10 protein-coding genes are annotated in these 13,823 nt (G+C 74.2%); 2 read left to right on the plus strand and 8 right to left on the minus strand.

The genetic code is table 11. The features are described from left to right. The 3 genes from ACFPP6_RS00005 to ACFPP6_RS00015 all read right to left on the minus strand — a co-directional run. On the minus strand, positions 1-1,516 hold a 1,516-nt coding region (locus tag ACFPP6_RS00005; RefSeq protein WP_382036749.1), incomplete at its 3' end, for an AfsR/SARP family transcriptional regulator. 224 nt (positions 1,517-1,740) lie between these two features. Further along, entirely contained in the window at positions 1,741-4,107 is a 2,367-nt protein-coding gene (gene secD / locus ACFPP6_RS00010) for a protein translocase subunit SecD (RefSeq protein ID WP_382035340.1), read from the minus strand. A gap of 181 nt (positions 4,108-4,288) precedes the next feature. Then, complete coding sequence (locus ACFPP6_RS00015) at positions 4,289-4,729, minus strand: hypothetical protein (protein WP_382035343.1); 441 nt, start codon at positions 4,727-4,729, stop codon at positions 4,289-4,291. 265 nt (positions 4,730-4,994) lie between these two features. Between ACFPP6_RS00015 and ACFPP6_RS00020 the strand changes: the two genes are divergently transcribed. Then, positions 4,995-5,636, plus strand: coding sequence for a DUF4352 domain-containing protein (locus ACFPP6_RS00020; RefSeq protein ID WP_382035346.1), 642 nt, complete (start codon positions 4,995-4,997; stop codon positions 5,634-5,636). Between the two features lie 27 nt (positions 5,637-5,663). Here ACFPP6_RS00020 and ACFPP6_RS00025 read toward each other — a convergent pair whose 3' ends face one another. From ACFPP6_RS00025 to ACFPP6_RS00045, 5 genes are all read right to left on the minus strand, one after another. Beyond that, the gene (locus tag ACFPP6_RS00025; protein WP_382035348.1) at positions 5,664-6,578 is read right to left on the minus strand and encodes a LysR family transcriptional regulator; all 915 of its coding nucleotides are present in this window, start codon (positions 6,576-6,578) and stop codon (positions 5,664-5,666) included. Positions 6,579-6,664: 86 nt separating this feature from the next. Further along, positions 6,665-7,864, minus strand: coding sequence for a glycine C-acetyltransferase (locus ACFPP6_RS00030; protein WP_382035351.1), 1,200 nt, complete (start codon positions 7,862-7,864; stop codon positions 6,665-6,667). 77 nt (positions 7,865-7,941) lie between these two features. Then, on the minus strand, positions 7,942-8,970 hold the full coding sequence (tdh, locus tag ACFPP6_RS00035; RefSeq protein WP_382035354.1) for an L-threonine 3-dehydrogenase: 1,029 nt from the start codon (positions 8,968-8,970) through the stop codon (positions 7,942-7,944). Positions 8,971-9,196: 226 nt separating this feature from the next. Further along, positions 9,197-10,714: a D-alanyl-D-alanine carboxypeptidase family protein gene (locus ACFPP6_RS00040; protein ID WP_382035356.1), complete on the minus strand. Its 1,518-nt coding sequence runs from the start codon at positions 10,712-10,714 to the stop codon at positions 9,197-9,199. 122 nt (positions 10,715-10,836) lie between these two features. Beyond that, positions 10,837-12,435 (minus strand): glycoside hydrolase family 47 protein, encoded by a 1,599-nt coding sequence (locus ACFPP6_RS00045; protein WP_382035359.1) that lies wholly within the window; start codon positions 12,433-12,435, stop codon positions 10,837-10,839. Positions 12,436-12,647: 212 nt separating this feature from the next. Between ACFPP6_RS00045 and ACFPP6_RS00050 the strand changes: the two genes are divergently transcribed. Further along, complete coding sequence (locus ACFPP6_RS00050) at positions 12,648-13,751, plus strand: methyltransferase (RefSeq protein WP_382035362.1); 1,104 nt, start codon at positions 12,648-12,650, stop codon at positions 13,749-13,751. The last annotated feature ends 72 nt before the right edge of the window (positions 13,752-13,823 follow it).

Here is a 13,823-nt window from a genome sequence, read left to right on the forward strand (position 1 = left end):
TCCAGGTGCGGCGGGCGGCGAGGCGGGAGGCGGCGATGCGGATGGCCAGCGGCAGGAAGCCGCACGCCGCCACGACGTCCATCGCGGCGTCCCGCTCGGCCTCCACCCGCTCGGCGCCCACGATCCGTGTGAAGAGCGCGAGCCCTTCGCCGGGATCCATCACGTCGAGGTCGACGATGTGCGCACCGGCGAGGCCGGTCATGCGGTGGCGGCTGGTGACCAGCACCGCGCAGCCGCCGGTCCCGGGCAGCAGCGGCCGGACCTGGGCGGCGTCGCGGGCGTTGTCCAGCAGGGCCAGGACGCGGCGGCCGTCGAGGGTGGAGCGGAAGAGCGCGGACCGCTCCTGGACGCCGTCGGGAACGGCGTCCCCCGCGACGCCCAGGGCGCGCAGGAACCACCCCAGCACGGCCTCGGGCTCGGCGGGTTCCGGGCCCGTGCCCTGCAGGTCGGCGTAGAGCTGGCCGTCGGGGAAGTGGTGGCGTACGGAGTGGGCCGCGTGGACGGCGAGCGTGGTCTTTCCCACGCCGCCCGTACCGGTGACGGCCGGGACCACCGGGCTGCGGCCGGGGCCGGCGGCCAGCAGGTCACGGATCTCCGTCACGTGCGCGGTGCGGCCGGTGAAGTGCGCGGTGTCCGCGGGCAGCTGGGCAGGCCGTACGGAGCGCTCGCGGAAGCCCGTCGCCTTCCGGGCCGGGCCCGCGGCGGTCACGAGACGGGGGTCGGCGTCGAGGATGCGTTGCTGGAGCGCGGACAGCTCGGGGCGGGGGCCGACGCCGAGTTCGTCGGCGAGGAGGCGGCGCGTGTCGGCGTAGACGGCGAGGGCCTCGGCCTGGCGGCCGTTGCGGTAGAGCGCGAGCATGAGCAGTTCGCGGAGGCGCTCGCGCAGCGGGTGGGCGGCCGTCAGGGCGGTCAGCTCCGATACGGCCTCCGCGTGGCTGCCGACCTCCAGGTCCAGGTCCAGGCGGGTCTCGATGAGCGACAGCCGCCACTCCTCCAGGCGCGTGCGCTGCGTCTCCGCGTACGGCCCGGGCAGACCGGCGAGCGATTCGCCCCGCCACACGGCGAGGGCTTCGGCGACGAGATCCCGGGCGCGCACCGGGTTCCCGGAGCGGCGGGCCCGGTGCCCCTCCTCGGCCAGCGACCTGGCCCGGTCGAGGTCCAGCTCCACGACCGGCCCGGAGCCGACCGGCCCGGAGCCGACCGGCCCGGAGCCGACCGGCCCGGAGCCGGCCGGCCCCGGGCCGAACGGTCCCGGACCGGCGGGGCCGGTGCGGATGGCATAGCCGCCTGCGTCGCTGACGAGGACGCCCGCCCCCTCCGTGCCGAACGACCGGCGGAGCCGGAAGGCGTACGTACGGAGGGCGTTCAGCGCCGTGGCCGGCGGACCGGCGCCCCAGAGGCCGTCGACGAGCTCGCCGACCGTGGCCGTGTGCCCGCCCCGTAACAGGAGGGCCGCGAGCACGGCGCGCTGCTGCGGCGAGCCGGTGTCGAGCGCTTCCCGCCCCCGCCAGGCCATGACGGGCCCGAGCACGGCGAAGCGCAAGGGCTCCTGCGGCGTCCGTCCGCCTTCCAATCCGTACCCCCTTCGCAGTGGCCGGCGCGGCTGCTGACCCGTCGTCGCGGGCCCTTCTCCGTGCCGATTGCGTGATCATATGACTCCGGAAGGTGCACGCAAGCGCCGAGCGGCGGGAAGCGGCCACGCCCCGCGCGGGGCGTGGCCGCTTCTCCCCGGCCCGCAGGTCAGACCACCGCGCCCGTGTCCCTCGGGTCCTTGCGCAGGGCGGGTGACGCGGGTGCCGCGGGGGCGGGGCGGCGGCCTTCGAGGATCACGGCGATCGGAGCGGCCGTCAGGACGGTCGAGCCGATGCCGAACAGCACCCCGGCGAGCAGCGCCACGGAGAAGTCGGCCAGCGAGTCGCCGCCCAGCACCGCGAGCGCGGCGAGGACGAACAGGACGCCCATGCCCGTGTTCACCGTGCGCGGCACGGTGTGCAGGATCGCGCTGTCGACGGCGGACGCCAGCGGCATCCGCGCCCCGCCCGCCCCCGGGCCCCCGGCCCGCCCGGGGCGCCGCGTCTCGCGGATGCGGTCGAAGACGACCACCGTGTCGTTGACGGAGTAGCCGACCACCGTGAGCAGCGCCGCGAGGAAGACGCTGTCGGCCGGCCGGCCCAGCCAGGCGAACAGCCCGACCACCAGCAGCACGTCCTGGACCATCGCCGCCACCGCCGCCGTCGCGAAGGTCCAGCGGAAGCGCACGCTGAGGTAGACGAGCTGGGCCGCCACCGCGACGCCCAGGGCGATCAGCGCCTTGTCGCGCAGCTCGCTGCCCAGGCTGGGCCCGATCCGCTCGTCGCGCTCGACGGTGACGGCCCCGCCGTGGGCCTCCAGAGCCGACTTGATGCGCCGCTGCTCCCCGTCGTCCATGGCGCCGGTGCGCACGACGACGTCACCGTCGCCCGACTTCTGCACGACCGCGCGCGGGAACCCGGCGTCACCGACCGCGGCGCGCGCCTTCTCCACGTCCACGGGACGGCTCGTGCCGTACTCGACCAGACGGCCGCCGGTGAACTCGACGCCGAGCTGCAGCCCGCGCACGCCGATGCCCGCGACGGCGAGGGCCAGCAGTACGGCGCTGACGCCCAGCCAGATGCGGCGGTGGTGCATCAGGCGGGGGCCCCGGCGGGCGAGGAAGGCCCGCATCCGGCCCGCCGAGGCGACTCCGGCCAGGCGCGGCCGGCGCCGGACGCAGTCGCGCCGCAGCGCCCAGTCCGCGAGCACCCGGGTGATGACGAGGGCGGAGACCATCGAGGCCGCGACGCCCACGGACAGGGTGACACCGAAGCCCTTGACCGGGCCCGTGGCGAAGAAGAAGAGCAGGCCGGCGGCGAGGAGGGTCGTCACGTTCGAGTCGACGACGGCGCTCCAGGCCTTGCCGAAGCCCTTCCGCAGCGGGCCGCCGAGGTCCTGCGGGCCGGTGCGGCGCGCGGGTGCGAGCCGGCTCCGTCCGTACTCCTCCCGGGTCCGTTCGAAGACGAGGACGTTGGCGTCGACGGCCATGCCGACGGCCAGCACGAACCCGGCCAGGCCGGGGAGGGTGAGCGTGGCCCCGAGCGCGACCAGCGCGGCGTACGAGATCAGCCCGTACAGCGCGAGCGCCACCGTGGCCAGGACGCCGAGCAGCCGGTAGACGGCGACGACGAACAGCGCCGTGCACACGAGGCCGATGACCGCCGCGCCCGCGCTCGCCCGGATCGCCTCGGCGCCCAGCGTCGGGCCGACGGTGCGCTGCTCGACGACCTCGACCGGGACGGGCAGCGCCCCGCCCTTGACGAGCGCGGCCAGATCGCGGGCCTCGGCGGCGTCGAACCCCCCGGTGACCTGGGCGCTGCCGCCCTGGATCCCGGTCCGGCACGGCACGCCGCGCTGCATGGCCGGTGCCGAGACGACGCGGTCGTCGAGGACGATCGCGACGCGGCGGGACGCGTCGCCCGGCGCGGCGCACGCGGCCTCGCCCGTGACGCGCGCCCAGCTCTTCTCGCCGCCGCCCCGGAAGGAGAGGGCGACGGTCCAGCCGCCGCCGGTCTGCGTGTCGAGGACGGCCCGGGCGTCCTTGACGTCCTCGCCGGTGAGGGCTGCCGGGCCCAGGCGCAGGGCGTGGCCGGGGGCGTCGGGGTCGGGCAGGGTCCGTGCGCCGGCGGCGCCGTCCGCGGCGGCCCGGGAGCCGTAGCCGTCCGGCGCGGTGCCGAGCACGGGGTGGAAGGTGAGCTGGGCGGTGCGGCCGATGACGTCGACGGCCTTCCGGGGGTCCTGGACGCCGGGCAGTTCGACGACGATGCGGCGCTCGCCGGAGCGTGCGAGCGACGGCTCGGCCACGCCGAGCGCGTCGACCCGCTGCCGCAGGACCTCCAGCGCCCGGTCGGTGGCGGCGGCGTCCGCCCGGGACGTGGGCGAGTCCCGCGTCTCGAGCACGATCTGGGTGCCGCCGCGCAGGTCGAGGCCGAGCCGGGCGGGGGTGGTCAGGGCGAAGAACAGGGAGGCCGCGACGACGGCGAGGGCGACGAGCGCGCGCCACAGCGGGGCGCGGCGCGAGGGCCGGGGTGACATGGTTTCTCCACTTCACGGCAGACGGAGGTGGAACGCCGGCAGCCGCAGGCCCGGCCTCGCAGGACGCATCGACGGGACGCCGGAACTGACGGGACATCGGAAAAAGACGTCGGAATCGGCGAAACGTCACGGACCGCTGCGGGCACGCGAGAAGGGCGGGGCGGGGCCGACGCTCAGGGCGTCAGATGCTCCGTGTGGAGGGAGGGCCGCGGGTGCGGCGCGAGGAGGGGGCCGCCGCGGGCGGCGCACGCTCCTGCCGGGGCCCGGCGACCTCGCCGGCCGGCAGCGGGACGGCGAGCGGCCCGGCCACCGGGCCGGGCACCGCCCCGGGCAGCCCGGGCGGACGGGTGTGCTGCACGGCCGCGGAGATGTGGAGACCCTGGGCGCGGGTGCCGTCCGCCGCGGGCGGGGAGTCCGGCGCGCTGAACGCGGGACGAACCTGGTCGGCGGCGCCGGCGGTGGAGACAGCGTAGGTGCCGGAGGCGGCCGAGGCGACCGGTGGGAAGGCTGAGAGCGCCGTGCCCGTACCCGCGGGCACCGTGCCGCAGACCACGCCGAGCAGGAGGACGAGCAGGGACCACAGGGTGACCGGCACCGGAGTGCGCCGTGGGTGCTGCTCCACACCGCCTCCGTCAGTCGGTTTCCGTGCCCGGTATCGCCTTCGGCGCGCGCCGGGGGCGCGCAGGCTCCACCCTAGCCCGCCCGGCCGGGGGCGCGGGCCGTCGAGGCATCAAGGGCCGGGACGGGAACGGGACCGGAGCGGGACGATGCGACGGTTCGATCACACGACTGTCACAGGAGACCCGTCCGACCCGTCCGCGGACGGATCCCGCGGCGAGGTGACGTAAGAATGTGCACGTCAAACCGACCATCACGGGGGATTCATCATGCGTCGTCAGCTCCTCACCGCCGCGGCCGTCATCGTGCTCGCGGCCACCGCCACCGCCTGCAACGGCGACGGCACCGACCCTGCGGCCGACGCCAGTGCGTCGGCCGACAGGAGCCCCGCGCCCCAGCAGTCGCACCCGGCGCCGGATCAGGGCGGCGCGGGCCAGGGCGGCGGCCAGGACAAGGGTCAGGACAAGGACAAGGACAAGGGCCCGGGGGGCGCGCACGCCGTCGGCGGCAAGCTCACGCTCAAGGGCAAGAAGCCGGGCGAGCAGCTCGACGTCACCCTGAAGGGCTTCGCCGACCCGGCCCACAGCGACAACAAGTACATGAAGCCGGCCGCCGGCAAGCGCTGGGTCGCCGCCCAGTTCGAGCTCGTCAACACCGGCACGGTCGCCTACTCGGACAGCCCCTCCAGCGGGGCCAAGGTCGTCGACGGGCAGGGCCAGGCCTTCACCCAGACCATGGGCAGCGTCACCGAGGGCCCGAAGTTCCCGGTCACCGTGAACATCGCCCAGGGCGGCAAGGCCCTCGGCTGGGTCGTCTTCTCCGTCCCCGAGAGCTCCAAGCCCGAGAAGGTGCAGTTCACGATGGACGGCGGCTTCGCCAAGGAGACGGGTGAGTGGACCCTCGAGAAGTGACGCCCGGTACCGGCCCGATGCCCGGCGTCAGTTGGTGGACAGCGAGCCCGCGACTTCCGTGAGCGCGTCGAGGACCGGCCGGATGAGCGGGTGGTCCTCGGCGCCGCGGCGGACCGCCGCGAACACGCGCCGGGTCGCGGCCGGCCCCTCGACGGGGCGGACGACGGTGTCCTTCAGCTCCATGCCGCGCAGCGCCGAGCGCGGCACGAGGGCCACCCCGGCGCCGGCCCCGGCCAGGGCGACCACGGCGCGGAAGTCGTCCGAGGAGTGCACCAGGCGGGGCTGGAAGCCGGCCAGTTCGCAGGCCAGCACCACCACGTCGTGGCAGGGATTGCCCGGGTAGGGGCCGATCCAGTCGCTGTCGGCCAGCTCGTCCAGGCACACGCGGGGGCTGCCGGCCAGCGGGTGGGCGGCGTGCAGGACGGCGTCGAAGGGCTCGGCGTAGAGCGGCACGCGGACGAGCCGCAGGTCGTCCTCCCGCGGGGCGCCCCGGTACTCGACGGCCAGGGCCACGTCGGCCTCCCCGTCCAGCACCATCGGCAGGCTCGCGTCGCCCTCGGCGTCGCGCACCCGGAGCCGGATGCCGGGGTGGCGGCCGGCGAGGAGCCCGATGACCGGGGCCAGCACCTCGGCGATGCCCGTCGCGAACGCCGCGACGGTCAGCTCCCCGGCGGTGCCGCCCGCGTACGCGGCGAGCTCCGCCTCGGCCCGCTCCAGCTGGGCGACGACCTCGTGGGCGTGGGTCAGCAGGATCTCGCCGGCCGCGGTGAGGCGCACGCCGCGGCCGCTGCGGGTCAGCAGGACGTGGCCGGTCTCCTGTTCCAGCGCCGCGAGCTGCTGGGAGACGGCCGAGGGGGTCAGGTACAGCGCGGCGGCCGCGGCGGTCACCGTACGGTGGTCCGCCACGGCCCGCAGGACGCGCAGCCGCCGGGGGTCGATCACCCCGTCATTTTGCCAGGAACGGGCGGTAACCCCGGCGGAGCCCCGGCCCGGGGGCTCCGCCGGGGTCACCGGCCGGGTGGCGGGGCTCAGCCCCGCAGTGCCTCGCGCGCGTCGGCGAACGCGGCGACGGCCCGCTCCACGTCGGCGGTGGAGTGCGCCGCGGACAGCTGCACGCGGATCCGGGCGGCACCCATGGGGACCACCGGGTAGGAGAAGCCGATCACGTAGACGCCGCGCTCCAGCAGCAGCTCCGCCATCCGGCCGGCCTCCGCCGCGTCACCGATCATGACGGGGGCGATGGCGTGGTCGCCGGGCAGGATCTCGAAGCCCGCCTCGGTCATCTTCGTGCGGAACAGCTCGGTGTTGGCCTTCAGCCGCTCCCGCAGGTCGCCCGCGGACTCCAGCAGGTCGAGGACCTTCAGGGAGGCGGCGGCGATGACCGGCGCGAGGGAGTTGGAGAAGAGGTACGGGCGCGAGCGCTGGCGCAGCAGGGCGACGATCTCGGCGCGGGCGGCGACGTAGCCGCCGGAGGCGCCGCCGAGGGCCTTGCCGAGGGTGCCGGTGATGATGTCGACCCGGTCCATGACGCCGTGCAGCTCGGGGGTGCCGCGGCCCCCGGGGCCGACGAAGCCGACCGCGTGGGAGTCGTCGACCATCACCATCGCGTCGTAGCGGTCGGCCAGGTCGCAGATCTCGCGCAGCGGCGCGACGTAGCCGTCCATGGAGAAGACGCCGTCGGTGACGATCAGCTTGCGGCGCGCGCCGCCCTCGTTCGCCGCCTGGAGCTGCTTCTCGAGGTCGGCCAGGTCGCGGTTGGCGTAGCGGAAGCGGCGGGCCTTGGACAGGCGGATGCCGTCGATGATGCTCGCGTGGTTCAGGGCGTCGGAGATGACCGCGTCCTCGGCGCCGAGGATGGTCTCGAAGACGCCGCCGTTGGCGTCGAAGCAGGACGAGTAGAGGATCGTGTCCTCCTGGCCGAGGAACGCCGACAGGCGCCCCTCCAGCTCCTTGTGGACGTCCTGGGTGCCGCAGATGAAGCGCACCGAGGCCATGCCGTAGCCCCAGCGGTCGAGGGCGTCCTTGGCGGCGGTGACGACCTCGGGGTGGTCGGCGAGGCCGAGGTAGTTGTTGGCGCAGAAGTTGAGGACGTCGCCGGGGGCGCCGCCCGCCGTGACGTGGACGGAGGCGCTCTGCGGGGTGCCGATCACGCGCTCGGGCTTGAAGAGACCGGCCTCGCGGATCTCGTCGAGGGTGGCGCGGAGGTCGTCGCGGACGGACGCGTACATGCGGGGGACTCCTTACGGAAGGAAAAGAGGGGCTGCCGGGCCGGGGCGGCCGCCCGGTGGAGGGGCGGCCGGGCGGGTCAGGCGGTCCAGTCGAGGATGATCTTGCCGCTGCGGGCGGTGGCAGCCTCGTCGAAGGCGGCGTCGAAGTCCTTGTACGAGTACCGTCCGGTGATCACCGGGCTGAGGTCGAGGCCGCCCTCGAGCAGCACCGTCATCGCGTACCAGGTCTCGTACATCTCCCGGCCGTAGATGCCCTTGACGGTGATCATCGAGGTGACGATCTTCGCCCAGTCGACGGGGAACTCCTGGGCGGGCAGGCCCAGCATGGCGATCCTGCCGCCGTGCGTCATGTTGGCGATCATGTCGCGCATGGCCTCGGGCCGGCCGGACATCTCCAGGCCGACGTCGAAGCCCTCGCGCAGGCCCAGCAGGCGCTGCGCGTCCGCGATGCCGGCGTCGGAGACGTTGAGGGCCAGGGTCGCGCCCGCCTTGCGGGCGATCTCCAGGCGCGGCTCGCTGACGTCGGTGATGACGACGTTGCGGGCGCCGGCGTGCTTGGCGACGGCCACGGCCATGATGCCGATCGGGCCCGCGCCCGTGATCAGCACGTCCTCGCCGACCAGCGGGAAGGAGAGCGCGGTGTGCACGGCGTTGCCGAACGGGTCGAAGATCGCGGCGATGTCGAGGTCGACCTTCGTGCGGTGCACCCAGACGTTGGAGGCGGGCATCACGACGTACTCGGCGAACGCGCCGTCGCGGCCGACGCCGAGGCCGACCGTGCTGCGGCACAGGTGGCGGCGGCCGGCCAGGCAGTTGCGGCACTTGCCGCAGACGAGGTGGCCCTCGCCGCTGACCAGGTCGCCGGCCGTGATGTCCTGCACGTCCGCGCCCACGGCGGCGACCTCGCCGACGAACTCGTGGCCGAGCACGAGCGGGGTCCTCACCGCGCCCTGGGCCCAGCCGTCCCAGGAGCGGATGTGCAGGTCGGTGCCGCAGATGCCGGTGCGCAGCACCTTGATCATGACGTCGTCGGGGCCGTACTCCGGCTCCGGGACGTCCATGAGCCACAGCCCGGGCTCGGCCTTGTGCTTGACGAGTGCCTTCATGGCTGCGGCTCCAGGCGTCGTGAGGTGATGCGTGATTCTTTTGCGCGCACCAATGTGCCCAGTGGTGACCGTGAAGTCCATCGAGGTTTTCTTAAGCCGGGCAACAGCAGAACTTCACACGGTGCGCGCGGCCGTCACGGCGGGACCCGCGCCGGGGCATGACGAAGGCCCGTGAGAGGCCCCTCGCGCATCTCGCGAGGGGCCTCTCACGGGCCTCATGAGGGCCTCACCCGAGGCGGGTCAGCTTGGCTCCCGCTCCCGGCGCCGCCATGTCCTTCTGGAGCGCGACGGGCACCTGCGCCCGGCCGGGCCCGGTCCCGACGGCCAGCGCCCCGACATCCGTACCGGCCCCCGCGGCGCGCGGGATGCCCCCGCCGCCGGGGATGAGCTCGAGCTTCGCCTTCAGCCCGCCCCAGCCGACGGCGCGCAGGTCCGCCGTGGCGACGACCGACGTCCGGCCGCCGAGGCCGTCATCCACGTACCCCACGACATCACCCTTCCGGACCACCGTGGCGGGGACGAGCGCGTCCTGCACCGCCTTGATCATCTTGTAGCTGCGCTCCTTGACGACCTTCAGGTGGGCGTTGGCATCGTCGCTGCCCGCCTGCCGCTGGGCCATGGTCGCGCCGACGATCAGGCGCTCCTTGCCCTCGATCGTCCGCTTGGCCGCCCACATCAGCGTCCCGCCCGCCGGCCTGCTCGACCCGGTCTTGATGCCGAGCCCGCCGGGGTTGGAGACCAGCAGGTCGTCGTTGTTGTTGTAGATCCGCCCGGGCAGGCCGGGGACGTCGGCGTTCGGCATCCTGACGATCTTCCTCAGGACGTCGTTCTTCATGACCTCCTCGGCCAGCTTGACCTGGTCCGCGGCGGTGCTCACGGTCGACGCGTCCAGCCCGCTGGGGTCGGTGTACGTCGTGTCGTCCATGCCGAGCTCCTCGGCCGCCTCGTTCATCTTCTTCACGAAGGCGTCCTCGGACCCGGCGTCCCAGCGGGCCAGCTGCCGCGCGATGTTGTTGCCGGAGGGGATCAGCAGCATCTGCAGCATCTGGAACCGGGTGTAGGTCTGCCCCTCCGACACCTCCACGCGCGACTCCTCCTGGGCGCCCGCCTCCTTGGCGGCCGTGGCGTCGATCGTGATCGGCTCGCCCTCCTCCCCGCTCTTGAGCGGGTGTCCCTTGAGGATCACGTACGCCGTCATGACCTTGGCGACGCTCGCGGTCGGCACGGGCTTCTGCTCGCCGTGCGTGCCCAGGCTGCCCACGCCCACGACCCTGGCCGCGGCCTGGCCCTCCTCCGGCCACGGCATGGAGAACGCCTCACCGGTGAAGGTGTACGGGTCCCCGGCGACCGTGAACCGCGGGTCCGGCAGTGGCCGGAGCAGCTGGGCTATGCCGAGGAGGACGGCGAGGAGCAGGACGAGCGGGGCCCAGATCTTCAGCCGGCGCGCCGCGGTGCGGGCCGGGGACGGCGGGGGTGCGGGGCGGTTGGTGAGCTGCGCGAGCAGGTCGAGCGGGGCGGGCTGTTCCGTGGCCGTTCGCTGTTCCGCGGGTGCGGGTGCGGGCGCAGTCTCGGGTGCGGGTGCGGGCCGTTCCGCGGGGGGTGCCTCCCGGCCCGCGGGTGCCTTCTGCTCCGCGGCCGCCTCCGGCTCTGCCGGTGCCTGCTGCCCTGCGGCCGCCGGACGCTCCGTCGCCGCCTCCTCCGGCTCCTTCTTCCGCTCCGCCACGCCGGGGGACTCGCCTGCCACCGATGCCTCCTCAGATCGTCACCACTCGCCATCGAACCGATGTGCTAGACGAGTGCGACATACCCGGGGGTTCCACCATCAATGTGCCGATCTGATGAGCATGCGGTCCGCTCCTTCGCTGCTCACGCGCCCCCGACGGTTTCGGTGTCCGCTGTTTCCGCTTCCCCTTCCGCTTCCCCTTCCGCTTCCCCTTCCGCTTCCGCTTCCGCGCTCCTGTGCGCGTTCCGGAAGCCGTCGAGAACCTTGCCCTCCGTGCTGAGCCAGCCGTGCTCGTAGTCGAACCGCGGGGCGCCGGCGAAGGTGAGGTAGAGCCACTTGAAGTTCTCGGCGAAGACGTAGGCGGGGCAGTGGTCGCCCTTGGTCTTGGGCTGCCGGGTGACGTCGGTGATCACCGTGTAGCCGTCCGGGACGCGGTGGTGCTTCCTGAGGTTGCGGAAGTACTGCCAGGCCGTCGTCCGGTAGTGCGGGTCCCCGGTCTGCCACCACAGCTGGAAGGCGCAGTTGGCGTATTCGGGACGCAGGTCGTTGCGGCGGCTCAGGGCCTGCAGGCGGGCGTAGTCGATCTCCTCGGGGATGACCTCGTACTTGTCGAGGACGGCCGTCCAGGAGCGGTAGTAGTCCGCCGCGAGGTCGTTGTCCCCGCCGACCGGCAGGACGGCGACGGCCAAGGCGGACTGGCGCCGGCTGATCAGCTTCCCGGTGCGGAAGTCGACGTGCTTGAACCAGAGCCTGCCGTCCACGCGCTCCGCCTGGTGCTTGCGCATCGCGGCGGTGAACATCCTGAACCAGTCCCGGCAGTCCTGGTCGTGGAACATCAGCCAGGCGCCCCACAGGTACTCGTAGAACGAGTCCGCCGGGGGGTTCACGGCGACGCTGTCGCGGTCCGCCCACCGGCCGGTCTCGACGTTCAGCCGGGTGGCCAGCAGGTCGAGGGACGAGCGCCGCTCGACGACCGCGCGCAGGGCGCGCTCGGCCGCCTGCCGGTACCGCCGGTCGCCGGTGACCCGGGAGAGGACGCCGAACTCCAGGATGTTGGTGCCGATCTCGGCCAGGGGCAGCGTCGTGCCGGAAACGCGCCCCGTCCGCAGGTTCACGTACCGGTACGGCATGCCGGTGGGCGACGAGGTGAAGGCGGGCAGCAGCCGGTCGGCCAGGTCGGTGCAGCGGTCGAGGAGGACCTTCTCCCCGGTGGTGAGGTAGCCCGAAAGGAGGCCCCCCACCAGCCGGATGGTGCATTCGAAGACCTGGAAGTCGGCGTCGATGCCGAAGTCCAGGTGGTTCCTGATCCAGTCGACGCAGCGGTCGACCTCGGTGTCGAGCTCCATCAGGTAGTGGGTGTCGAGCGCCTCGATGATCGACAGGCCCACCGGGTGGTTCCTGGCGAAGAAGTCGTGGTAGCGGCCCGACACCGGGAGGACCTCGTCGTGCCCCCAGGCGAACCGCTTGTAGCCCTCCCAGGCGTGGACGAACTCGGCCCGGATCTGCTCGGCCTTCTCCCGGTCCGCACGGAGCCTCCTGCGCCGCCCGGGCACGGCCGGCGTGGTGTGCGCAGCCGCGGCCGCGGCCCGTGCCCCGGACGGTGCGGCGGGCCCGGAGAGCGCCTCCGCCGCGGCGGGCCCGGCCCCGCCGAGCGCGCCGCTCACGGCGAGACCGCCCGTGGCCGCGAGCCCGGAGAGCATGCGGCGCCGGGTCGCGGGCGCGGGGAGCGAGTCGTACGTCATGACGGGCAGGACCTCCTGGCCACCGGTTCCGCCCCCCGACACTGATCGCAGTATGCGTCGGGCGGGCCGCTCCGGGCGGCAGGCGCGGCGGGCGGATGGTCATACCACCGTTCGGCCGGATGGCGAGAAGCGGACGGCCCCGGAACCGGCCGCTGTCATGCTGATCGCGCGGCGCGGCCGCCGGTGGCCCGCCGGGAGGACGGAGGTGCTCTGTGCGCGAAGGTGCTCGTGGGACGGCGCGCGAAGGTGCTCGTGAGACGACGGCCGAGGAGGCGGGGCGGCGCAGCGCCGCCCTGGTCATCGAGGAGGCCCTGGGATTCCTCTACCCGGCGGCCCTGCGCGCAGCCGCCGCGGTGGGCGTGGCGGACCAGCTGGCGGACGGCGCCCGCACCCCGGAGGAGCTGGCGGCGGCCACCGGGACCGACGCGCCGAGCCTCCGGCGCGTGCTGCGGCTGCTGGCCACGCGCGGGCTGTTCGAGGAGGACGGCCGCGGCCGCTTCCGGCTGACCGAGGCCGGTGACGCGCTGCGCTCGGACGCGCCCGTGCCGGTGGGGCCGGCGGTCCTGATGCTCACGGACCGGACGATGTGGCGGCCGGCGGGGGAGCTGACCAGGTGCCTGGAGGACGGGGGCTCGGCATTCGGCCACATCTTCGGCATGCCCTTCTTCGAGCACTTCGCCCGGGACGAGGAGACCGCCGCGGTCTTCCACGAGGGCATGGCCGCCATGTCGGAGGCGGAGAACCGGCCGATCGCCGACAACTGCCCCTTCCCCGGGGCCGCCACGGTGGTGGACGTCGGCGGCGGCCACGGCGGCCTGCTGCTGGCGGCGCTCCGCGGCCGGCCCGGCCTCCACGGAGTGCTCCACGACCGGGCGCACGTGCTGGCGGGCCACCGGCTCGACACCGAGGAGACGAAGGGCCGCTGGTCGCTGCACGAAGGCGACTTCTTCACCTCCGTCCCGCCCGGCGACGTCCTCCTCCTCAAGCGCATCCTGCACGACTGGGACGACGAGCAGTGCGTGGGCATCCTGCGCAACTGCCGCCGCGCGCTGGCGCCGGGCGGCCGGGTGCTCGTCGTCGACGCGGTCCTGCCGCCGGGCAACGCCCCGCACCAGGGGAAGACGCTGGACGTGATGATGATGGCCTCCCTGGTCGGCCGTGAGCGCACGGAGAGCGACTTCGCCCGGCTGTTCGACGCGGCGGGGCTGCGGCTGTCGCGCGTCATCCCCACGCCGACCGTGCTGTCGATCGTGGAGGGCGTGGCCGGAACCGAACCCTCCGAGAAGTCCGCCGGCGAGCCGGGCGGCGCCGGCTGAACCACCCGCCCCGGCACGCGGGTTCACCCGCGGTCCACCGTGCGGTCGATCGCGCATCAACCGGACCGAATT

Origin of the sequence: Streptomyces aureoversilis, from assembly GCF_042657885.1 — a bacterium.
Classification (GTDB): Bacteria; Actinomycetota; Actinomycetes; order Streptomycetales; family Streptomycetaceae; genus Streptomyces; species Streptomyces aureoversilis.

Excerpts from the sequence above, each read along its gene's own strand:
- ACFPP6_RS00045 (WP_382035359.1), bottom strand. The coding sequence starts at position 12,435 with ATGACGTACGACTCGCTCCCCGCGCCCGCGACCCGGCGCCGCATGCTC.
- ACFPP6_RS00030 (WP_382035351.1), bottom strand. The coding sequence starts at position 7,864 with ATGTACGCGTCCGTCCGCGACGACCTCCGCGCCACCCTCGACGAGATC.
- secD (WP_382035340.1), bottom strand. The coding sequence starts at position 4,107 with ATGTCACCCCGGCCCTCGCGCCGCGCCCCGCTGTGGCGCGCGCTCGTC.
- ACFPP6_RS00020 (WP_382035346.1), top strand. The coding sequence starts at position 4,995 with ATGCGTCGTCAGCTCCTCACCGCCGCGGCCGTCATCGTGCTCGCGGCC.
- tdh (WP_382035354.1), bottom strand. The coding sequence starts at position 8,970 with ATGAAGGCACTCGTCAAGCACAAGGCCGAGCCCGGGCTGTGGCTCATG.